The organism is Telluria aromaticivorans (assembly GCF_013003915.1).
Classification (GTDB): Bacteria; Pseudomonadota; Gammaproteobacteria; order Burkholderiales; family Burkholderiaceae_D; genus Telluria; species Telluria aromaticivorans.
Genome location: NZ_JABAIV010000002.1, coordinates 225,998 through 248,188 on the forward strand (window position 1 = coordinate 225,998; position 22,191 = coordinate 248,188).

At 64.6% G+C, this 22,191-nt stretch carries 18 protein-coding genes; 3 read left to right on the forward strand and 15 right to left on the reverse strand.

Annotated features, from left to right (window positions below; genetic code table 11):
- Positions 1 to 19: 19 nt before the first annotated feature.
- Both HGB41_RS06500 and HGB41_RS06505 read right to left on the reverse strand, forming a co-directional pair.
- Positions 20 to 256: a hypothetical protein gene (locus HGB41_RS06500; protein ID WP_171082405.1), complete on the reverse strand. Its 237-nt coding sequence runs from the start codon at positions 254 to 256 to the stop codon at positions 20 to 22.
- Positions 257 to 396: 140 nt separating this feature from the next.
- Positions 397 to 627: a hypothetical protein gene (locus HGB41_RS06505; RefSeq protein ID WP_171082407.1), complete on the reverse strand. Its 231-nt coding sequence runs from the start codon at positions 625 to 627 to the stop codon at positions 397 to 399.
- 223 nt (positions 628 to 850) lie between these two features.
- Between HGB41_RS06505 and HGB41_RS06510 the strand changes: the two genes are divergently transcribed.
- Complete coding sequence (locus HGB41_RS06510) at positions 851 to 1,114, forward strand: hypothetical protein (RefSeq protein WP_171082410.1); 264 nt, start codon at positions 851 to 853, stop codon at positions 1,112 to 1,114.
- A 68-nt stretch (positions 1,115 to 1,182) separates the two neighbouring features.
- Here HGB41_RS06510 and HGB41_RS06515 read toward each other — a convergent pair whose 3' ends face one another.
- Positions 1,183 to 4,398: a PAS domain S-box protein gene (locus HGB41_RS06515; protein WP_171082412.1), complete on the reverse strand. Its 3,216-nt coding sequence runs from the start codon at positions 4,396 to 4,398 to the stop codon at positions 1,183 to 1,185.
- A gap of 116 nt (positions 4,399 to 4,514) precedes the next feature.
- On the reverse strand, positions 4,515 to 6,587 hold the full coding sequence (locus tag HGB41_RS06520; protein WP_229422857.1) for a putative bifunctional diguanylate cyclase/phosphodiesterase: 2,073 nt from the start codon (positions 6,585 to 6,587) through the stop codon (positions 4,515 to 4,517).
- 235 nt (positions 6,588 to 6,822) lie between these two features.
- On the opposite strand from HGB41_RS06520, the gene HGB41_RS06525 reads away from it, so the two are divergent.
- Positions 6,823 to 7,860 carry a M35 family metalloendopeptidase gene (locus tag HGB41_RS06525; protein WP_171082416.1) on the forward strand — a complete coding sequence of 346 codons (1,038 nt, stop codon included), beginning with the start codon at positions 6,823 to 6,825 and terminating at the stop codon, positions 7,858 to 7,860.
- 241 nt (positions 7,861 to 8,101) lie between these two features.
- A complete protein-coding gene (locus HGB41_RS06530; RefSeq protein ID WP_308788923.1) occupies positions 8,102 to 9,214 on the forward strand; it encodes a M35 family metalloendopeptidase in 1,113 nt (370 codons plus the stop codon).
- A gap of 423 nt (positions 9,215 to 9,637) precedes the next feature.
- Here HGB41_RS06530 and HGB41_RS06535 read toward each other — a convergent pair whose 3' ends face one another.
- The 11 genes from HGB41_RS06535 to HGB41_RS06585 form a co-directional block, all read right to left on the reverse strand.
- Positions 9,638 to 10,123 carry a hypothetical protein gene (locus HGB41_RS06535; protein WP_171082418.1) on the reverse strand — a complete coding sequence of 162 codons (486 nt, stop codon included), beginning with the start codon at positions 10,121 to 10,123 and terminating at the stop codon, positions 9,638 to 9,640.
- A 60-nt stretch (positions 10,124 to 10,183) separates the two neighbouring features.
- A complete protein-coding gene (gene motD, locus HGB41_RS06540; RefSeq protein WP_171082420.1) occupies positions 10,184 to 10,942 on the reverse strand; it encodes a flagellar motor protein MotD in 759 nt (252 codons plus the stop codon).
- A gap of 10 nt (positions 10,943 to 10,952) precedes the next feature.
- Positions 10,953 to 11,696, reverse strand: a complete 744-nt coding sequence (locus tag HGB41_RS06545) for a flagellar motor protein (RefSeq protein WP_171082422.1) — start codon at positions 11,694 to 11,696, stop codon at positions 10,953 to 10,955.
- The gene (locus HGB41_RS06550; RefSeq protein ID WP_171082425.1) at positions 11,678 to 12,412 is read right to left on the reverse strand and encodes an RNA polymerase sigma factor FliA; all 735 of its coding nucleotides are present in this window, start codon (positions 12,410 to 12,412) and stop codon (positions 11,678 to 11,680) included. The genes HGB41_RS06545 and HGB41_RS06550 overlap by 19 nt, the downstream gene beginning before the upstream one ends.
- Before the next feature lie 30 nt (positions 12,413 to 12,442).
- Positions 12,443 to 13,252 (reverse strand): MinD/ParA family ATP-binding protein, encoded by an 810-nt coding sequence (locus tag HGB41_RS06555; RefSeq protein ID WP_171082427.1) that lies wholly within the window; start codon positions 13,250 to 13,252, stop codon positions 12,443 to 12,445.
- Positions 13,245 to 14,726: a flagellar biosynthesis GTPase FlhF gene (flhF, locus tag HGB41_RS06560; RefSeq protein WP_171082429.1), complete on the reverse strand. Its 1,482-nt coding sequence runs from the start codon at positions 14,724 to 14,726 to the stop codon at positions 13,245 to 13,247. The genes HGB41_RS06555 and flhF overlap by 8 nt, the downstream gene beginning before the upstream one ends.
- Before the next feature lie 280 nt (positions 14,727 to 15,006).
- Positions 15,007 to 17,127: a flagellar biosynthesis protein FlhA gene (gene flhA / locus HGB41_RS06565; protein WP_171082431.1), complete on the reverse strand. Its 2,121-nt coding sequence runs from the start codon at positions 17,125 to 17,127 to the stop codon at positions 15,007 to 15,009.
- Complete coding sequence (flhB, locus tag HGB41_RS06570; RefSeq protein ID WP_171082434.1) at positions 17,127 to 18,305, reverse strand: flagellar biosynthesis protein FlhB; 1,179 nt, start codon at positions 18,303 to 18,305, stop codon at positions 17,127 to 17,129. The genes flhA and flhB overlap by 1 nt, the downstream gene beginning before the upstream one ends.
- A 169-nt stretch (positions 18,306 to 18,474) precedes the next feature.
- The gene (locus HGB41_RS06575; RefSeq protein WP_171082436.1) at positions 18,475 to 18,951 is read right to left on the reverse strand and encodes a PGDYG domain-containing protein; all 477 of its coding nucleotides are present in this window, start codon (positions 18,949 to 18,951) and stop codon (positions 18,475 to 18,477) included.
- Positions 18,948 to 20,771 (reverse strand): hypothetical protein, encoded by a 1,824-nt coding sequence (locus HGB41_RS06580; RefSeq protein WP_171082438.1) that lies wholly within the window; start codon positions 20,769 to 20,771, stop codon positions 18,948 to 18,950. Before HGB41_RS06580 ends, HGB41_RS06575 begins: the two co-directional genes overlap by 4 nt.
- 14 nt (positions 20,772 to 20,785) lie before the next feature.
- Positions 20,786 to 22,078, reverse strand: coding sequence for a TIR domain-containing protein (locus tag HGB41_RS06585; RefSeq protein WP_171082440.1), 1,293 nt, complete (start codon positions 22,076 to 22,078; stop codon positions 20,786 to 20,788).
- Between the last annotated feature and the right edge of the window lie 113 nt (positions 22,079 to 22,191).

Here is a 22,191-nt window from a genome sequence, read left to right on the forward strand (position 1 = left end):
GAGCCACTCCTGAAAATGCTTACTGTATGCTCGGGTCGCCGACCGATACGGGTTCTACCAGATCGCCGCACTGAAGTTCACAGCATGGGCGGACTGCGCCTGGCAAAAGTATTCGAGCAATCACGGCTTCCGAGGTTTTCACATCCTCCAGAAATCCGCGCGCGTAGGCAGAGCCGCAATCCCGCCGCAGAGCAACGCCAATGTCCACCAACGCCTGCCGATAAGTGTCGATACGGCTGTCAATCATGTCGTCCATACCAGCCTCCATCGGTTCACTATACGCCGCAAACGACTTGAGCTTGCCACCATATTTCGGTATCGACCAGGCATACAGGATAGGTCTTACGTCTATTGCATCCCAGGTTGAAGTCACGCTTCCAGGAATGAGTCATTCCGTCACGACGAATCGGTCGATGAGCCAGGCAGGGTCGATTCGGGATACAGGCGGCGCCTGGTTGGTCGTGTTAATACGCGGATGATCACATCGGGTGGTGTGTGCTGGTCAAGAAGTTCTTCCGCGGCGGAGAACACATCATGCGAACTCGCCGCATTGATTGCCGCATCGATCAGCAGCGACGTGCGGAAATCGGACCGGCGGTCTGTCGGGTAGTCCAGGCTATATCTCATGGCGGCCCCTGGTAGATGCTGATTCGCCCTTGTTAGATACCTGCGTTCACGAGACAGACTCGAACCAATCGAAAATTTACATAGATTGATGTATGGCTCCGGGACAAACCTGGAACGGCGAAGGCCATGCGCGAGTGTTGCGGTCAGGCGCCCACACTGCATGCAGCGGTCCGTCGAGCGCTTTCGCAGGTAGAATTCGCTCTCGATAAAATTAAGGAAAACAATGAAAAAGACCGACCTGGCAAAGAGCGACGCCAAGAAACTGATGAACCAGATGGGCCCGAAGGGTGGCGCCTTCGGCGCGGCCAGCACGCCTGGGCTTGATCGCCGCGAACAGCGCGAGCGTGAACGCGCGCTGGGACTGGTGCCGTTTGCCGTCAAGCTCAACAGCGAACTGGTGCAGCAGCTGCAGGCGCAGGCGACAGAGCGCGGCGTCGACATGAACGCGCTGGTGGCGGATTTGTTGCAGAAAGGCTTGTCCGCCTGAACATGGAGCCGCGAACCCGCCATGCGGGCTCGCGACCATCGTTATCAATGCCCCGTGCCGATGACGGTTCAGCGCCCTGGCGTCGCTGCGACGCTGGCCAGCACCTCCGTCAGCGCACCGACGTCGTACGGCTTGCCAAGCACGGCCGACCGCTCCAGGCCGCTCGTGCTGCTACGGCCGGAGGCGAACACCACTCCCAGCCCGGGAGCCTGCCTGCGCGCAGCCTGGGCGAGTTCCTCCCCGGACATGCCCGGCAGCTCCAGGTCCGTCATCAGGATATCGGCTACGGCCAGCGCGGGCAGCGCCAGCGCCGCCTCGCCGCTGGCCGCGCTGGAGACCATGTAGCCGAGCAGCTCCAGCAATTCCGTCGTGGTGGTGCGCAGCGACTCGTCGTCTTCGACCAGCACGATCCTCAGGGCGGCCATTGCCTTGGCTGAGGCGGCGGCTTGCGACCGGGCCTGGGCCAGGTCGCGCACCGAACCGGCGCGCTGGTCGCGGTTGGCCAGCACGTGGCGGATCTTGGAAGCCAGCGCGGCGCGGGTATAGGGCTTGCCCAGCAGTTCGACCCCGGCGTCGAGGCGCCCGCCGTGGACGATCGCGTTTTCGGTATAGCCCGATGTGAACAGCACGGCCAGGTTGGGAATGGCTTCGCGCGCCTTGCGCGCCAGGTCGGGACTGCGCAAGGGTCCCGGCATCACGACGTCGGTGAATAGCAGGTCGATCGGGATGCCGCTCGAGACGATCGCCATCGCACTGGCGGCGTCGGGTGCTTTCAGCACACGGTAGCCCAGCTCGCCCAGCATGTCGACCACGGTTTCGCGCACGCCCTCGTCGTCTTCGGCAACCAGGATGGTTTCCGTGCCGCCCTTGGGCTCGCGCAGGTCGACCGGGGCCAGCGCGTCCTCGGCCTCCAGGGAACGGGGCAAATACATCTTGACGGTGGTGCCGAAACCCATCTCGCTATAGATCTTGACATGGCCACCGGACTGCTTGGCGAAGCCGTATACCATCGAAAGCCCCAGCCCGCTGCCCTTTCCTTCGGCCTTGGTCGAGAAGAAGGGTTCGAACGCCTGCGCAACGACGTCAGGCGGCATGCCGCTGCCGGTGTCGCTGACGGCAATCATCACGTACTGGCCCGGCGTGACTTCCGGGTGCGTTTCGGCGTAGTGATCGTCGAGCTGGGCGTTACCGACCTCGATCGTCAGCTTGCCGGCGCCGTCCATGGCGTCGCGCGCATTGATGCACAGGTTGAGGATGGCGTTCTCGACCTGCGAAATATCGACGAAGGCATTCCACAGGCCGGCCTGGATCACGGTTTCGGTCTCGATCGCCTCGCCCAGCGCGCGCCTGAGCATGTCGTCCATGGCAGCCACGTTACGGCCGATACGCACCACCTTCGGCTCCAGCGCCTGGCGCCGGCCGAAGGCGAGCAGCTGGCTGGCCAGCTTGGCGCCGCGCAGCACGCCCCCCATGGCGTTGTCGATGCGGCGCTGCGCGCGGGGATTGCTGGCCACGTCCGTGCCGAGCAGTTGCAGGTTGCCGGCGATGACTTGCAGCAGGTTATTGAAATCGTGCGCGACGCCGCCGGTGAGCTTGCCGATGGTCTCCATCTTTTGCGATTGCTGCAAGGCCTGCTCGGTCCGGCGCATGGCGGCGGCCGCTTCGCGCTCGGCCGTGACATCGCGCGCTACCGCGTGGATGAAGCCGGCATCGGGCGAGGCCGACCAGGCCAGGATGCGGTAGCTGCCGTCGCGGTGGCGGTAGCGGTTCTCGAAGGTGAAGGTGGTGCGCCCCTCGCTCAGGCCGGCGACCTCGCGCAGGGTCGCGTCCAAGTCCTCAGGATGGACGAGGGACAGGAAAGCGGTGCCGACCAGGTCCGCTTCCGTCCATCCCAGGACCGTGGTGAACGCCGGATTGACGGCCACGATCGTCGAGCTGAAATCGGCCACCAGCATCAGTTCGGTCGAGAGCCGCCAGATGCGGTCACGCTCCGCGGTGCGCTGGCTGACCTGTGCGGCCAGGTTGTCGTTGAGCGTGGCGAGCGCGTGGGCCGCGGCCTTCTGGTCTTCGATGTCGGTATTGGTGCCGACCCAGCGCGTAATGGCGCCGGCCTCGTCGCGCACCGGCAAGGCGCGGCCCAGGTGCCAGCGGTAGTTGCCCTCGCGGTCGCGCAGGCGGAATTCGATTTCGTAGGTGCTGCCGGTGGCCAGGGCCTGGCTCCACGCGGCCACTGCGGTTCCGATGTCGTCGGGATGGACCAGCTCGGCCCAGCGCCCTGCGTCCAGCTGGCCGGGCTGGTGGCCGGAATAGCTGTAGACGCGGTCGTTGAACCAGTCCAGCAGGCCGTCCGGCGGCGCCGACCAGACCTGGTTCGGCAAGGCCTGGGCCAGGGTGCGGAACAGCGTTTCGCTGGCCCGCATGGACTGTTCCGCCACCACGCGGTCGGTGACATCCGCGCCCTGGACAAAAATGCCGTACACGGCGCCATGCTCGTCACGCACCGGCTGGTAGACGAAGTCGACAAATACTTCCTTCGCGGGCGCATGGTCGGTCGCAACGGTGGCAAACGGCGTCGCGACGCCCGAGAACGCCTCGCCGCTCGCGTACAGGCTGTCGAGCAGGGCCGCGAAGCCCTGCTCGACCGCTTCCGGCAGGGCCTCGGCGATGGTTTTGCCCATAACATCGCGGAAACCCACCAGCTCGCGGTAGGCCTCGTTGACCTGCACGAAACGGTGCTGCGGTCCTTCGAGCATGGCCATGAAGCCGGGCGCCTGGTTGAACATGGCTTGCAGGCGCGTCCGTTCGCCCTGCAGGAAGCGCTCCACGCGCACCTTGTCCGAAATGTCGGCCACCATCGCCATGACGCCGACCGGCAGGTGGGCTTCGCCAATGATGGGCGAATAATCCAGGTCGAACCAGATCTGCTCGTCGCGGCCGTTGCGGTTCAGCGTGAGCTCCTGGCCGGCGTAATGCAGGGTCTTGCCGCTCAGGCAAACGCGCATGACCTCGTCGTTGAAGTCGCGCGCTTCCGGCCACGCGGCGCGAACGTCGATGCCCAGCAGCGCCGGATGCTTGTCGCCCGCGATCTCGGCATAGCCACCGTTGTAGATCATGACGCCGGCCTCGCCCCACATGGTGGCGATCGGGAAGGTGGAATGCAGGATCAGCGAGACCGTGCTTTTCACGCTTTGCGGCCAGGACTCGATGGGGCCCAGCGAGGTCGCCGACCAGTCGAAACGGGCAATCAGTTCGCCGATGTCGCCTGTGTTATCGAGAAACGACATGGCTACAGGCAAAGGCAGGGCACCAGGATGATTCATGGGAGCGAGAAAATTGGGGCGGTGGGCGATTATACGTGAGCACGCCGGAGCACGGACGCGCGTGCGGCCTGGGCGGGTGCTCAGCCCCGCCCCGCCCGCAACATGGCCTCGATCCGCCCCGGCTCCACCGGCCGGCTGAAGTGGTAGCCCTGCATCTGGTCGCAGCCCTGCTTCGACAGATAGGCCAGTTGCTCGCCCGTCTCGACCCCTTCCGCAATCACGTTCAGCTTCATCGAGTGCGCCAGCGCGATTACCGCGTTGACGATGGCGGCGTCGTCGGCGTCCTGGGTCAGGTCCATCACGAAGGAGCGGTCGATCTTGAGGCTGTGGATCGGGAAGCGCTTCAGGCTGGCCAGGCTCGAATAGCCGGTGCCGAAATCGTCGATCGCCAGCTGCACGCCCATGGCGGCCAGCCGGCCCATGGTCTCGGCGGCGGCGATCGGGTTTTCCATCAGCACGCTCTCGGTGATCTCCAGGGTCAGGTAGCCTGGGTCGCAACCGGTGCGCGCCAGCAGCCCGGCCACGCACTGGGCCACGTCCTGGCCCAGGAACTGGCGCGCCGACAGGTTCACACTGATCCGCACCGGGGGCAAGCCGGACTGGCGCCAGGCCACCTGCTGCTCCATGGCCGTCAGCAGCACCCATTCGCCGATCGGCACGATCAGGCCGGTTTCCTCGGCCAGCGGGATGAAGTCGGCGGGCGACACCATGGCGCGGTCTTGCGGCTGCCAGCGCAGCAGCGCTTCGACGCCGGTGACCACGCCGCTGCCGATGTCGACCACCGGCTGGTAGTGCAGCAGGAATTCCTGGCGCTGCAGGGCGCGCTGCAGGGCGCCTTCCATGCGCAGGTGTTCGACCGCCTGGGCGCCCATCTCGGCGGTGTAGAACGAATAATGGTTGCCGCCCTGCCCTTTTGACCCATACATGGCGCTGTCGGCGCATTTAAGCAGGGTGGCGCTGTCCTCGCCGTCGCGCGGGTACATGGCGATGCCGATACTGCCCGACGGGAAGACTTCCTGGCCGCACAGCGTGGTCGGCTGGAACAGGTTGTCCAGCAGCTTGCGCGCGACCCGGGCCGCGTCTTCCTGCCCCGCCAGGTCGGGCAGCACCACCACGAATTCGTCGCCGCCCTGGCGCGCCACGGTGTCGCTCTCGCGCAGGCTGTTCGACAGGCGGCGCGCGATCTCGACGATCAGGCCATCGCCGGCGTCGTGCCCGAGGCTGTCGTTCACGTGCTTGAAGCGGTCGAGGTCGATGAACATCACCGCCACCTGCCGCCCTGCCCGGTGCGCATGCATGATGGCCTGGCCCAGGCGGTCCTGCATCAGGACCCGGTTCGGCAGGCCGGTCAGGGCGTCGTGGTTGGCCATGCGCAGCAGCGCTTCCTCGGCCTGTTTCTGGCGCTGGATGTCGTTGATGACGCAGATGAAGCGCTGGCTGCCGTTCACGTCGCGCATCGACGAGACGTTCACGCTGACCCAGACGCGGGCGCCGTCGCGCCGCAGCAGGCGTTTTTCCAACTGGTAGTCGCTGATCTGGCCGAGCTTCAGGCGTGTCATCAGCGCCTGTTCTTCCGCCATGTCTTCCGCGCAGGTGAGCTGCTGGAAAAAGCGCTGCAGCAGCTCGATCTCGGTATAGCCGAGGATTTGCGACATCTTGCTGTTGGTGCGAAGCACGCGCCCGTCGGCGCCCAGCAGCACGATGCCCACCGCGGCCTGGCTGAAGGTGAGCCGGAAGAATTCCTCGCTCTCCTGCAGGCGCAGGCGCGCCTTGCGGCGGAAGGTGATGTCCTGGCCGATCAGCAGCAGCATGTAGCTGCCGTCCTTGCGGGTGCGGCGGATGTTGAAGTCGACATAGCGCACGCCGTCGGCGCGGCCGTCGAGCGTCACCAGCACGTTGTCTTGCGGCGTGCCGGAAGCCAGCGCCTCGGCCGCGTGGCGCGCCAGTTCCGGGCAGGCGATCAGGTCGTCCAGCGCCAGTTCCTGCTCGAGCAGCAAATCGTCCGGCACGCCGAGCAGGTCGGCCATCATGCGGTTCATCGAGCAGGCGCGCAGCGCGGCATCGACCATCACCAGGCCGGCGGGCATGGCATCGATCACCTGTTCGAGGTAATTCTGGTTCTGCAGGTGGGGATCGACGAAAATTGAGCTCATGAGGAACCTGCAGCGGGTCAGGCAATATTTATGCTGGGATAGTGTCATTGCATCATAGCAATCGACGCTGCGAGAATCGAGTGAATAATCACGAATTATCACAGCTGTTGTGAATACACCATATTGCGAGTGTGGTTTTGTTGCCGACGGTCAATAAAGTCTTGGGATAGCGCAAGACATGGGCTCGATGGCGGCAGCACAGTAGGACGAATCCCATCCTGCCGAGGAGCCTGCCATGCTACGCCGCCTTCCCCTTTTCCTGTTGCTTGGCCTCGCTGCCGCCCCTGCCCTGGCCCAGGACGTGAGCGTCACCATCACACCCGTGCGCCAGAATTTCGCCCGCAGCGACGACGTGCGGGTCGAGGTCACGCTGTCCAACCATGGGCTGGCGCCGCAGTTCATCCTGAAATGGCATACCCCGGTCGAGGGCGTGGAAGCGCCGCTGTTCGACGTGCAGCGTGATGGCCAGCCGGTGCGCTACCTCGGCATCGAAGCCAAGCGGTCGGCGCCGGGCCCGAACGACTACGTCCGGCTGGAGCCGGGCGCCTCGATCTCGACGACCGTCGAGCTGTCGGCGCTGTACGAGATGAACGTGACCGGCGCCTACACGCTGCGCTACCGCACCGCTGCCGCCGGCCTGTTCGGCAGCGCCAGCGTGCGCCAGATGACGGGCGCGCTGGCCTCGAACACGGCCGGGATCTGGATCGAAGGGCGGCTGCCGCGCGGCGCAAGGGGGCCGGCCAAGCAGGCCGCCACCGGCAGCGGACTGGAATTCAGCAAGTGTTCGAATGCCCAGCAGGAGCAACTCGTGGCTGCCGTCGATGCGAGCCGTGCGATGACGGTCGACAGCCACGCTTACCTGAGCGCCGGCAAAGCCTACGGCGCACGCTACGGCACCTGGTTCGGCGCCATCGATCCCGAGCGCGGCGCGGCAGTGACCAGGAACTTCGCGGCGATCCGCGACGCCTTCGAGACCAAGCCGTTAAAAATCGACTGCGGCTGCACCGCCTCCTACTTCGCCTATGTCTACCCGGCCCAGCCCTACACGATCTATGTCTGCAAGGCCTTCTGGACGGCGCCGCTGACCGGCACCGATTCGCGTGGCGGCACCCTGCTGCACGAGCTGAGCCACTTCAACGTGGTGGCCGCCACCGACGACCATGTGTACGGGCAATCCGGCGCGTCGGACCTGGCGCGCAACGACCCGGCGCGTGCGGCGAACAATGCGGATTCGCACGAATATTTCGGGGAGAATTCGCCGCCACTACAGTAAGAGAATATTAATTTCTAGCACTTGTACATACGAATTCCCAGCGCACGATTGAAGATTTTGTCACTTGTTGACTTTCCACAAAAATTGTCACGTTCGACGCGAATCAACTTTACACATACTCATCATTCCGTGATTATTCACTTGAGTTAATTCCATATCACCGGAGTAACTCAATAAGGCTGAGGTAAGGCCACATAACTATTTTTCATACGGAGAAATGAATATGAGCTGGAACGGCATCTTGAAATCGGCAGTAGGCGCGGCGGCGCTGATGGTGGCATGTGGCGCGGTCGCGGCGCCCAAGGGCGTGACGGTCAGCGTCGTGCCCGACAAGAACGCGCTGGGCAAGGAAGACGACGTGGTGGTGAAGGTCACCTTCACCAACGCGTCCAGCACGCCGCAGTACATCCTCAAGTCGCGCACGCCGTTCAACGGCATCGAAGAAGCACTGTTCGACGTCAAGCGCGACGGCCAGCCAGTGCCTTACCTCGGCGCCCACATCAAGCGCGGCGCGCCCACCGCAGCCGACTACTTCGTGCTCAAGCCAGGCGCCTCGCACACCGTCAAGGTCGAGCTCTCAAGCCTGTACGACATGAGCGTGAGCGGCGACTACCAGATCAGCTACAAGCAGGCCTCGCCGCAGCTGTTCCTGGCAACGCCGGCGGCCAATGGCCGTTCGGGCGCCGCCGCTGCCGCCGATGCCGACTCGGCCAGCGCCGACAATGGCTCGCTGGTCTCGGCGCCGGCTTCGGTGTGGATCGACGGGCGCGTGGCGCGCGGCCAGAAATCGCAGGTGATGCTAGACATCGAAGCGATGAAGGCCGCCGCTGCCCAGCCGTCCGCGGCCAGCGTCAGCTACAGCAAGTGCACCACCTCGCAGCAGACCACGATCGCCTCGGCACTGGCGGCCGGCTCGACCATGGCCAACAACAGCGACGCCTACATGCAGGCCGGCGCCATCGGCACCCGCTACACCAAGTGGTTCGGCGCCAACAACGCCACCCGCGTTGCGACCGTGAAGGCGAACTTTGCCAAGATCAAGGATGCGTTCGCGAACAAGCCGGTGGTGGTCGATTGCGGGTGCAACCAGAACTACTACGCCTACGTGTACCCGACCCAGCCGTACAAGATCTGGGTCTGCAAGGCCTTCTGGACCGCGCCGATGACCGGTACCGACTCGAAGGGCGGCACGCTGGTGCACGAAATGAGCCACTTCAACGTGGTGGCCGGTACCGATGACCACGTGTATGGCCAGTCGGGCGCAGCAAGCTTGGCGATCAGCAACCCGGCGCAGGCCGTGGACAATGCTGACTCGCACGAGTACTTCGCCGAAAACACCCCGGCGTTGAACTAAGCGTTTGGGGCGGATCCGTCTTGAACGTTTGGGCAGATCCAACATGATCGTTTGGATTTGATCCGTCGCGGATCGTTCGGATCTGGTCGGTCCTGAGCGTTTGGGACTGATTCGTCGCGGACCGTTTTGGTCTGATCCGTCGCGGATCGTTTGGGGCTGATCCGTCGCGGATCGTTTGGGGCTGATCCGTCGCGGATCGTTTGGAGCTGATCCGTCGCGGATCGTTTGGGGCTGATCCGTCGCGGATCGTTTGGAGCTGATCCGTCGCGGATCGTTTGGGGCTGATCCGGCGCGCATCGTAGGGTGGGCAGATTCTGCCCACGCGTTCAAACCGTGCATGAGCAAAGGTATCGTTTATTCATGAGCTGGTTGAACGCGTGGGCAAGGAACTTGCCCACCCTACGGTGTGCGGCAATTCTCCTGTCAGCGGCTGAAACTGAACCGCACCGGCACCGCCGGGCTGTGCGTCACCGCATCCAGCTTCCCCACATCGGCCAGCCACGGCCCGTCGTAGCGGATCTCGTAGCTGCCCTTCCCCTTCTTGAATGCATAGGCCGGCGTGATGTCGATGGTGTTCATGTGCATCGTGTGCGGCGCGACCGGGTGGTAATCCTGCGCCGTGAGCGCACCGCGCTTGACCATCATGCCGGTGTAGTCGAGCGGCTTGCCGGCCTTGTCCAGCACCTCGAAGCGGCGGCCGGTCAGCTCGTCCCCGGCGGCCACTTCGCGCGGCACGTAGATCGTGCTCTCGCCATGGTTCTCGACCGTCAGGCGCACCCGCACCTTGCCTTCCGTGGTCTCGACTTCGAGTTGATGGCGGACAGTCGCGTCTTTTTCCACCGCGCCGACGGCGCTCACCAGGCCACCGAGCGTGAGGAAGAGCAGCGGAAGGATTCGTTTGACATGCATTCGTGCTCCTTGAAAGAATATTTCAAACAGACGGCAAAAACGTTATTTTATTTCACCCGCCTATTGCAGGCCCGCGGGCAGCGGCTCCGGCGTCGACGCCAGGATCATCACGGCAACGCGCCGGTTGCGCGCCTGGTTGACCGGGCTGTCGTTGCGCGCCACCGGCCGCGTCGAGCCATGCCCGATCGCGGCCAGCCGCGCCTCTTGCACGCCGCCCTCGATGAACAGGCGCACCACGCTGGCCGCGCGCACCGCAGACAGTTCCCAGTTCGACGCAAACTGCTTTGTTGCGATCGGCAGATTGTCGGTATGGCCCTCGACCTCGATCTGTTGCGGTGCGTTCTTCAGCAGCCCCGCGACCTGGCCCAGCACCTCACGCGCTTCGGACTGCAGCTCGACCTCGCCCTGGTCGAACAGCACGCTGGCATTGATCTCGACGCTGATGCCGCGCGCATTCTGCGTCACCCTCACCTGCCCCGATTTCACCAGCGGCAGGAGGGTCGCCGACAAGTCCCTGGCCAGGGTATCCATACGCTGGCGCTCGCGCCGCGCGGCCTCCAGGCGCTTGCGGTTGACGATATGCGACAGCGGCAGCACCGGCTCGACGCTGGTGGCAGCCTGCGGCGCCATGGTGCGTCCGCCGAAGGCGTCGCCCAGCGATTCGGACAGCACCGCGTACTTGCCTTCGTTGACGATGGAAATCGCGTACATCACCACGAAGAACGCGAACAGCAGCGTGATGAAGTCGGCGTAGGAAATCAGCCAGCGCTCGTGGTGCTCGCCGGAGGCGGAATGATCGTCGTAGCGTTTGCGCGCCATGGTCGAGGGCTTAGTGGCGCATCAGCAGGCTGGCCACCCGCTCGTCGACCACGCGCGTGTGGTCGCCGCTGGCGAGGTCGTGGAAGACTTCGGCGAGAATCTCGTACTGGGTCACCTTGTCGGTGACGATGGCTTTCAGCTTGTTCCCGACCGGGTAGAAAAACAAATTGGCCAGCCCCACGCCGTACACGGTGGAGACGAAGGCCACCGCGATACCGGAACCCAAGCGCGACGGATCCGACAAATTTTCCATCACGTGGATCAGGCCCAGCACCGCACCCAAAATGCCGATGGTCGGCGAATAGCCGGCGGCCGATTCCCAGATGCGCGCAGCCTGGCGCTGGGCGAATTCGTAGGCGCTGATTTCGCTCTCCAGCAGGCTACGGATTTTATCGGGGTTGATCCCGTCCACCACCAGGCGCAAGCCCTTCTGGATGAATTTGTCGGGCGTCGCCATGTACTGTTCGAGCGACAGCAGGCCGTCGCGGCGCGCCGTTAAACTCCACAGCGCGATCTCGCGCGAGAGCTTGTCGCGGCCGGACTTCGGCGGGAAGAACACCCAGCGCAGCATGCGCATGCCGTTCACGAAGCTGCGGGTTTCGCTTTGCAGCAGCACCGCACCGAAGGTGCCGACCACCACGATGGCGAAGGCGGCCGGCTGGACCAGCGAGGCGAACTTGCCGCCGTCGAGGGTGTGGCCGACCAGGATGCCCGCCAGCGCGAGCACCAGTCCGGCTACGCTGGCCCAGTCCATAACTGCTCCTTGAGTGCTGCGCGCAGCCGCGCCACCGCCTGGGTGTGCAACTGCGAGACGCGCGATTCGCTCACGCCCATGACCGCGCCGATCTCCTTCAAATTGAGTTCTTCCTCGTAGTAGAGGCCCATCAGCATCTTCTCGCGCGGCGGCAGCTTGTCGATGGCGTCGATGACGGCCTGGCGGAAGTCGGTATCGAGCAGCGCGCGCAGCGGGTCGGCATCGTCCACCGCATAGCGGTCGAGGAAGCCGGCGCTGCCGTCGCCGTCGTCGTCATGGAAATCTTCGTAATACAGCAGCTGGTGGCCGCCGCCGTCGCCCAGGATGTCCTGGTAGTCCTCGAGCGACATCTTGAGCGACTTGGCGATTTCGGATTCGCTGGCCGGGCGCCCCAGGCGCTGCTGCAGCGCTTCCATCGCGGCTTCGACCTTGCGCATGTTCTGGCGGGTGCTGCGCGGCATCCAGTCGCTGCTGCGCAGTTCGTCGAGCATGGCGCCGCGGATACGCAGCACCGCATAGGTCTCGAACTGGGCGCCGTGGTTGTCTTCGTAGCGGTTGATCGCATCGAGCAGGCCGATCATGCCCGCCTGTACCAGGTCGTCCACTTCCACCGAAGGCGGCAGCTTGGCCTTCATGTGGTGGGCAAGACGCTTCACCAACGGCATGTGCTCCGTCAGTAAATGGTTCTTGTCCGTTATGCCTTTGACCGTATACATGCTTTAGCTGTCTTCTCTTCTTCTCTACAGTCAGGACCCGAAATGTGCGCTGCCTCCCCGGCCCATCGCGTGCAGCGCGAACTTGCCCGCCAGCTGGCGGAAGGCAACCGATGCACCCGCAAGCGGGAAGGCATCGACCACGGCGCGGCCAAGGCGTGCGGCGCGCTGCAGGTATTCGTCGGCCGGTACCGAGCCCATCGAGTTCAGCGTCACTGCCAGGTAGCGTGTTGCCGCAGTAGACATATTATCGTATACAACCTTGGCTTCCGCCTCTGTCGCACCGGTAACCAGGATGCCGAAGGGACGGCGGCCGAGCTGGTGCGACAAATGCTTGATCAATGCGTAGGCATTCGTGATCGAGGCGGCCGAGGTGCCGACCTGCACCACGATCTCGGAACTGGCCATCAGCGGCAGCGGCAATTCGCCGTCCTGGCCGAGTTCGGCGTCCACCATCACGATGCCGGCCTGCTTGACCAGCACGTCGAAAGTCTTGGCCAGGCGGCGCGTATCTTCGGCGCGCTGCGAGGTGCCGAGCGAGGCCACCGAGAAGCCCTGCGGCACCGCGTGCAGCACCTGGTTCAGTCCGCATTCCTGGCGCGCCACATTGGCCAGCGAGGCCGCGCGGCTGATGCCGAGGCGGCGGGCCACGCCATATTCGCGATCGCAGGCGTCGACGATCAGCACGTCATTGCCGGTCTGGGCCAGCGAGGCGCCCAGGTTGACCAGCATGGCGCCCTTGTCGTCTTCGGGGGTGGCGGAAAGGAAGGTGACGATGCGCGGGCGCGGGCCCTGCAGCATCCGGCGCAGGCCTTCGGCCTGGTCGAAATCGAAACTAGCCAAGGGACACCTCGCGCAGGCTGCGGTCGTTGTGCAGGTTGCCCGCATTGGCGCCGGCGGCGGCCATCATCAGCGGCAGGTCGGCATCGGAGAAGCCGTTGCCGGCGCCCTTGCTGCGGAAGGCACGGTCGACCAGCATGGCGCGGTCGGCCAGGTGCAGGTCTTCCGGCACGCGCTGGCCGTTCGAGATGTAGTGCAGGTTCAGCTTCTGGCGGATGACGACGTCGAGCACGTTGCCGATCGCGGCGGCTTCGTCGAGCTTGGTCATGATGCAGCCGGCCAGGCCGCTGCCCTGGTAGGCGCGCACCACTTCGTTCAGGGTCTCGTTGGTCGAGGTCGCGTTCAGGCACAGCAGGCGCTTCACGTCGGCGCCGGATTCGCTCAGCATGGCCACTTGTTCCGTCACCATCTGGTCGCGCTGCGACATGCCGATGGTGTCGATCAGCACGGTGTGCTTGTTCTTGAGTTCTTTCAGTGCGATGCGCAGGTCGGCTTCATCCTTCACCGAGTGCACCATCACGCCCAGGATCTTGCCGTAGATGCGCAGCTGCTCGTGGCCGCCGATACGGTAGGCATCGGTGGTGATCAGGGCCAGCTTGTCGGCGCCGTGACGCATCACGCAGCGCGCTGCTAATTTTGCGGTGGTGGTGGTCTTGCCGACGCCGGTCGGGCCGACCAGGGCGAACACGCCGCCACGCGACAGCAGGTCGTCTTCGTTGGCGATGGTGGTCAGGTTACGGGCCAGCACGGTCTTGATCCAGCGCAGCGCTTCGGCGGCATCCTTGGTGGCCGGCATCTTGTCGATCAGGTAGCGCGCCAGCGTCGCAGAGAAACCGGCAGCCAGCATCTCGCGCAGCACGGCGTTCTTCTGCGGCTCGCGCTGCGAGCTGGCGTTCCACGACAGCTCGGCCAGCTGGGTTTCCATCATGCCGCGCATGGCGCGGATCTCGCTCATCATGCCGCTCATTTCAAGCGTGGCCGATTCCTTGGCCTGGGCAATGGCGGCGCTCATCATCGAGCTCATGGCAGCCATGTCGATCGTGGCTTCCTGGGCCGGGGCGCGGCGGTTGGCATAGGTCGGCGGGATTTCTTCGGCGGCCGGCGCTGCGCGGCGTTCCACATAGGGCCGGGCCACGCTTGGCTGGCCGGCGAACGGGTCCATCTGCGGCTGCGGTGCGGTGGCGCGCGGTGCGGGCTGGCGTGGTTCAGGGGCGGTAAAGGCAGGAGCGAAGGCGGCCGGGGCGCGGGCGAAGGCCGGTTCCGGGTCGAAATCGTTGTCGAAGGCGCCAAACTGCGGCGTTGATTCTTCGATGCTCGGGGCGGACAGCGAAGCGACGTCGTCGTTGTCCAGCGCCAGGATCTCGACCACGCCGTCGACCGGGCGGTTGGAGAGGATGACTGCGTCAGGGCCGAGCGCCTCGCGCACCTTGCGCAAGGCGTCACGGGAGGTAGCCGCTGTAAATTTCTTCACGTTCATCGTTGTTCTCCGCACTTCGCTTGTTTGTTCTATGTCTGCTGCAGGCGAAACCGCCCGTCCATAGGTCACATTATTGGCGATGCCGTGCGGAAACCATCGGGGGAGAAGGAAGGGGAAAAGGGTCTATTTCAAATGGCATCGCAGATTTGTAGGGTGGGCGGGTTCTCCCGCCCACGCGGTGATAGGTGGACGTGGATATGCCGCGGCGGTGTCGACAACCGTGGACCGCGTGGGCGTAATTCCGGGCACTGCCCGGAATTACCCCGCCCACCCTACAAAATCACATCGGCACACCCACCAAACTGGTCACCCGAATCGTCTTGGTCTCCGGAATCTCGTTATGCGACAGCACCTTCAGCTGCGGCACCGCGCGGCGCAGGAAACGCGACAACAGCACGCGCAGTGGCGCCGGCACCAGCAGCACCGGGGAGAGGCCAAGCTCTTCCTGCTGCTGGGCCGCATTCGCCGCCTGCTGGGCGATGGTGTCGGCCAGGCCCGGTTCGATGCCGGCGCCCTCGCCGCCCGTGCCCATGGCCTGCATCAGCAGCCGCTCGAGGCGGTTGTCGAGGGTCATGACCGACAGCTCGTTCATGCCCGGGAACAGCTGCTGCACGATGGCGCGGCCCAGCGCCACCCGCACCATCGCGGTCAGCTCGTTCGGGTCTTGCGTCTGCGTCGCATATTCCGACAGCGCCTCGATGATGGTGCGCATGTCGCGGATGTGGACGCCTTCCTGCAGCAGGTTCTGCAGCACTTTCTGCAGGGTCGACAGCGAGACGACCTTCGGCACCAGGTCTTCCACCAGCTTCGGGGTTTCCTTGCCCAGGTGGTCGAGCAGCGCCTGCACTTCCATGCGGCCCAGCAGCTCCGAGGCGTGGGTCGTGATCAGGTGGTTCAGGTGGGTTGCCACCACGGTGCCGGCGTCGACCACGGTATAGCCCATGCTCTGCGCTTCGTCGCGCAGGGTGGCGTCGATCCAGGTGGCCGGCAGGCCGAAAGCCGGGTCGACCGTCACGATGCCGGGCAGCGTGCCGCTGGCCATGCCCGGGTTGATCGCCAGGAACTGGCCGTTCATCGCCTCGCCGGTGCCCACTTCCACGCCCTTGAGCGTGATGCGGTAGGCCGAGGGCTTGAGTTCCAGGTTGTCGCGGATGTGCACCGGCGGCGCCAGGAAGCCGACTTCCTGGGCGAATTTCTTGCGGATGCCCTTGATACGCTTGAGCAGCTCGCCGCCCTGGGTCTTGTCGACCAGCGGGATCAGGCGGTAGCCCACTTCCAGGCCGAGGGTGTCTACCGCCATGACGTCCTGCCAGGTCGCTTCTTCCGATTCGCTTGGCGCCGCTGCACCGCCGGCGGCGCCGGCAGCAGCTGCCTCGGCTGCCGCGGCCGCTTCCTGGGCCGGCGCCTCCTTGCGGCGCTTGGCGATCATATAGCCGCCGCCGACCAGGGCGCCGCCCAGCAGCAGGAACACCAGGTTCGGCATGCCCGGGATCAGGCCCAGCGCCAGGATGATGCCGCCGGTGATGTACAGGGCTTCCGGGCGGGCGAACAGCTGGGTGGTGAGCTGGGTGCTGATATCGTCGTCGTTGGCCACGCGCGAGACCACCATACCGGCCGCGATCGAGATGATCAGCGACGGCAGCTGGGCCACCAGGCCGTCACCGATGGCCAGCAGGGTGTAGACCTCGGCCGCTTTGCCGAAGGCCATGTCGTGCTGCACCATACCGATGATCAGGCCACCGACAATGTTGATGACGGTGATCATGATGCCGGCGACGGCGTCACCCTTGACGTACTTCGAGGCACCGTCCATCGCGCCGTAGAATTCCGCTTCCTGGGACACTTCGCTGCGGCGCTTGCGGGCGTCGGCTTCGCCGATCAGGCCCGCATTCAGGTCGGCGTCGATCGCCATCTGCTTGCCCGGCATCGCGTCCAGGGCAAAGCGCGCGCCGACTTCGGCGATACGGCCCGCACCCTTGGTCACCACCGAGAAGTTAATGATGGTCAGGATGACGAACACCACGATACCGACCGTGTAGTTACCGCCGATCAGGAAGTGGCCAAAGGCCTCGATGACCTTGCCGGCGGCGGCGCCACCGGTATGGCCTTCGGTCAGCACGATACGAGTCGAGGCCACGTTGAGCGACAGGCGCAACATCGTGGAGACCAGCAGGATGGCCGGGAAGGCCATGAAATCGAGCGGCTTGACCGTGTACAGCGCAGTCAGCAGGACGATGACCGACAGCGCGATGTTAAAGCTGAAGAACACATCGAGGATGAAGGCCGGCAGCGGCAGGATCATCATCGCCAGCAGGACGATGATGAGCAGCGGCGCGGCCAGCGCGTTGCCGCCCCTGGCGCCGAGGCCGTTCATCCATGCTGGCAGTCTGATGCTGTTCATTAGTGCGTTGCTCCGTTATTGAGGCTGCCCGGACCCTTGTAGGCCGGATCGTTCGGGTCCATCTCTGCCGGCACCGCCAGTCTGGTCGGTCGATCCGGGTAATCGCCATCGCCAGTCTTGTAGGCGCGCAGCTGGTAGACATAGGCCAGCACTTCGGCAACGGCCGAGAACAGCTTTTCCGGGATCTCTTCGTCGATGTCGGTGTGCTTGTATAACGCACGGGCCAGGGCCGGGGCTTCCAGCAGGGTCACCTTGTGCTCGGCGCCGAGTTCGCGGATCTTGGCGGCGACATCGTCGATACCCTTGGCCACCACGCGCGGCGCGCCCTTCTGGCCATCGGCATACTTCAGCGCTACCGCATAGTGGGTCGGGTTAGTGACGATCACATCAGCAGTAGGCACATTCTGCATCATGCGGCCGCGTGCCATTTCGCGCTGGAGCTGGCGAATCCTGCCCTTCATCTGCGGATTGCCGTCCGATTCCTTGGATTCCTGGATCATTTCCTGGCGCGTCATCTTGAGCTTGTCGTTGTAGTGCCACAGCTGCCATGGGCCGTCGATGGCCGCGATCACGCCCAGCGCGCCGACGATGAACAGGAAGGCTTTGCCCATCAGCTCGCCCACGTGGGCGCTGCCGGCATTCAGCGGCTCGACCGCCAGGCCGAGCACCGCTTCCTTCTGGCCCATGATGACGACCCAGGCCACGGATCCGACCACCACGGTCTTGGCGATGGCCTTGAGCAGCTCGATCAGTGCATTGGTGGAGAACATGTTGCCGATGCCTTTGATCGGGTTCAGCTTCATGAAATTCGGCATGAACGCCTTGGACGAGAACAGCCAGCCGCCAATCAAGAGCGGCGAGGCCAGCGCGACCAGCATGATCAGGCCGGCGAGCGGCAGACAGGCGATCAGGACGCCCACGAGGTCGTTCGTGATGCGTTCGATCAGGATATTCGGGTTGTAGACCTGCTCGCGGCTCAGTGACAGGCCGGAATGCAGGGTCTCGCCGAGCTTGCCGGCAAGGGTGCCGCCGGTCGCGTACAGGCCGGCGCCGGCGGTCATCAGGACGGTGAAGGTAGCCAGTTCGCGCGAGCGGGGAACGTCGCCATCCTCACGGGCTTTCTCGAGCCTCCTGGGTGACGCTGGTTCGGTCTTCTCTGCATCGCTGTCTTCCGACATCCACTGCTCCTGTTAATTACTACCAAGAACAGGATTATCGCAGGTGTTGCCGTACGGCTAGAAGCGAAACAGGGTGGGAAAGGCCCTCTATTTGCTGTTATGTGCGTGGAAGCTACTCAGCAGTAAGTTGGACGGGGACAGACAATTGTCGAGACGGCAATAAATTCTCTCACCCGGGCTCGTCCCGGGCCTGGCTGCCGCAGCCCCGCGGCCCTTCACGCTCCTGCGCGCGCTGGTAGCTGCTCTCGAAAATCGACGCCGTCACCACGGCCAGGTCGCAGTCGCCATAATCGATGATGACGTCGCCAGCGTCCGCGCGCAGGGTGCCGCGCCCGCCGGACAATTCAATCTCGATGCTCGCGCTGCTGCGCCAGGCCCATACTGCCTTGTGGCGTTTGACATACGAGCCGTTATCACCCGCCTGCAGTGGCGCGACCGGATCGTAGGAGGCGAAAAAGCGTGCCCGCGGGACCGGCCAGCGCTCTTTTTCAATGCCTGACAATATGGCATCCCCGGCCTGGTAGCGCACCTCGCCCTCACGGGTCGTGACCCTGCCGTCCCGCCCGGCGAACTCGACGGTAACCGGCAGCGGGCGCTTCACGGCGAGGAAGGCCCCCGGCTGGCTGGCGATGTCGAACGCGCTCATACCAGCTCGAGCGGCTGGTCGGCCATCAGCTCGGCCCATGCATCGTGCTCGGCATACATGGTCGCGGCGGCTTGCACGGCAAGGGCGCGCAGGGCCAGCGGATCGCCACTGCCGCGCACCCCTTGGATCAGGCGCTGCAGCATGTCCAGCCGCTGGCACATGCGTCCCGAATTCTTGGCGAGGCGCTGCAATTCCGCCTTGGACGCAATCCCGTGCATGGCGGCGGCAAGCGCCGGGAGAAATGCGGTCAGGAAAAGCGGCCAGCGCGCCCCATGGAGCATATCCGTCGGCAGCAAGGCGCAGTTGGGACGCAGGATGCTGGGCGGTGCATGGCAGTATTCCATGATCATGTGAAAGCCCACCCACAGCACCACCACGCAGAATACGCATGCGATCGCGTCGCGCAGACGGTGGTGGGTCTGCTCGTAGCGGCCCCTGCTGCGTTGGTGATAGGTTTTCTGGTCCTCGATCAAGGCATCGAGGCTGTCCACGAGGTCGGGAAACCGCGTCTTGACACAATGCCGGCCCTCCTCGCCCGGTATGCCCGCGTCGCGCAGCAGCTGGATCACCAGCCAGTGGAAGGGCTTGTCGAGCACCGGCTGCGGCCTGTGGGTGGCGTCGTATTTCCAGACTCCGCGATGCAGCAGCGGCAGGCTGGCGAGCAGTGGATGTAATAGCGCGCTCAAGCGTAAGGCTTCCGCCGACTGGCGGAAATGGACCCACCGGTCGTGATTGGTCATTTGCCGGTGACGATTACCATAGACCGTCAAGCCGATCAGCGCCACCAGCAGCAACTCGAGCAGCGGCCAGGCAGTCCAGGACAGCCAAACTTGTCCCGCCACCGCGGCGAATACCGCCAGGCTGGCCGCCAGGTTGACTACCACGACCTGGTCGCGATGGCTGTACGCCGCATAGGTCGCCGCACGGTCGATCCGGTCGAACCATTCCCAGGTCGCTGCGCGCAACCGGCTCTGCTCCACCAGTTTGGCCGGCCCGCGCTGCTCTTGCACCGGGCTGAAAAACTTGACCTTCCAATTGCCGAACAGCGTGAGGAACAGTGTGTAAAACATGCCGTGCCAGGTTGCGCGCCGGCCGGGATCGCCGTAGCGGAGCCGCAGCATCGCATCGATCGCCGCGGTCTTCTCGAGATTCCAGTAGACAGCGAGCCGTTCCTCCATCCTGGCTCCCAGTGCGGCCGGTTCGACCTGGTCGACGAAGTCGTCGGCGATCCTCCGCACCTGCTCCTCGTCCTTGCCCAGGGTGGTGACGGCCCACTCGTCGAGTCCCCGGGGCCTGAGGATGTGGATCCCGCCGGCGTCCTCGGCACTGATGTCGATCCATACGATCGGCATGTGCCGGCAAATGGCTTCGACCAGGATGCCGTCGCGCTCCGCCGAGTAATCGCTCAGCGGAGCGCCATGGCAGAGCACCACCATCGCATCCGCGTAGCCAAGCTTGGCTTCGTCGGCGGCGTCCGCGGCGGTATCCGGGGAGGCACAGGTATTTTCCATGAGCAGTGCGACACGGTCCGGAGGCAAGCCGCTCTCGACCCAGGACGGGGCCAGGACATGCCGTTCGCACCCGTATTTTTTTGCAATCTCTGCCGAGCTGGCATCGATGTCGGCGGCGGCGCCGGTGATGAGCCGCAACTGCGCGCCTTGCTGCAAGGCCACGTGCAGGAAGCTGCGGATGACCTGGTCGAGCACGCCAAGGACGCGCTTCTTGTGGTCCGCATCGTCGGGTAGCCCGGTACCGCGCGCTGCCATCACCCAGACATTGCGGGCTTGCCGCCTGAACGGCGGTGTCGGCTTCTCATCCATCCCTGTACCCGTGCTCATGGAGGAACCGTTTGCCGTTCGGCAGTGATTTTTATCACGCCGCCGACCTTGCGCAACTGCAGGACTTCGCGCACCCGCCCCTGGCGTTCAGTTTCAGCATTGCTGGCGGTGATATCCACCGTAAAAGCAAGATAGGCAACCTGTCCGTTCTCGGCGAATTCGTGTTCGATTTCACTGCTTATTTGGAAGCGGATGTTCGGCCACGCTCTGTACAGGTCCTGCTTGTCCCTCGCCACGAACTGTGCTCCCCGTCCGACGTCGAGGTAGTCCACTCCATCGTCGTAGAGCGCGAGGATCTGCCCGATGTCGCGGCGGTTATGGGCGATGACGAACCGGATAGGAAACAGCTGGAGATCATCGATGTTGATCAGCTGCAGTGCAGGCGCCTGCGGCGCATCCGGAACAGCGGGCGGGACGGGATCGGCCTGTGCCTGCGTGGTGGACGGCTCGCTGGTGTTCGCCGGGCCAGTGTCGGAAGCGGCCCCGACGGGAGGCGGCGCGGAGGCAGGCGGCGTGCCGGCAGCAGCCTCGCCGCCGGGATTGGCCTGCACCGGCCCGGCCGTGGGCGGCTCCACCGCGGGCGCGGGATCCTGCTGGCTGGTTTTCTGTTCCGGTTCGACCTTGCCCGATTCGGACACCAACCCGACGATCAACAGGAAGAAAAACATCAGCGCCCCACCCAGCGCCACGTGGCGCCACTTGCCCCCGCGCCGGCCCGGACCGGCTTCATTCCAGCCCCCCACCGCAGCTCCAGCGCCCATCGAATCGATCACCGGTTCAGGTACAGCCGGTGGCGGTGGCGGTAGTGGCGGCGGCGCCGCGTGCGGCGGCGTGCGAGGCGCTGACCGCTTGGCCAGCGTGGCAAGGAGTTCCCCGTAGCCCTGCTGGTATCCGGCAGTAAAGTCGATGTACTGGATCCGCTTCAGGCGAAATGGAATTTCGCACGGATGCAGCAGGATCGGGACGACCCGCTTTTCCTCGCCCAGGGTGTAATACACCTCATCGAGGACGTTGAACGAATTGACCGAGGCCGGCGACAGCACCACCACCAGGCAGGAACAGCCCTTGAGCGCACCTTCGACCGATTGGTCCCAGCGCGCGCCCTTCGGAATGTCGAGCTGGTCGACCCATAGCTCGACGCCGTCCACGCGCAGTGAGCTGGCGATTTTGAGGACGAACTCGGCATCGCTGCGCGCGTAACTGAAGAAGACCCTGCCCTGTGCGCCAGGGGGCGCACCGCTTTCGTTGCCGGGGCTGGAAGCTTCATCGTTGCTGTCGTCAGACGTCATCGCTGCGACCGGCGATCAAGGCGTACCCTGCACAACGATGTCCGACACATCCGCTGCCATGTCGCCCCTCCGCATTGTAGTGAGCGCCGCTCTACCTGAGTTCGCTAACAGCA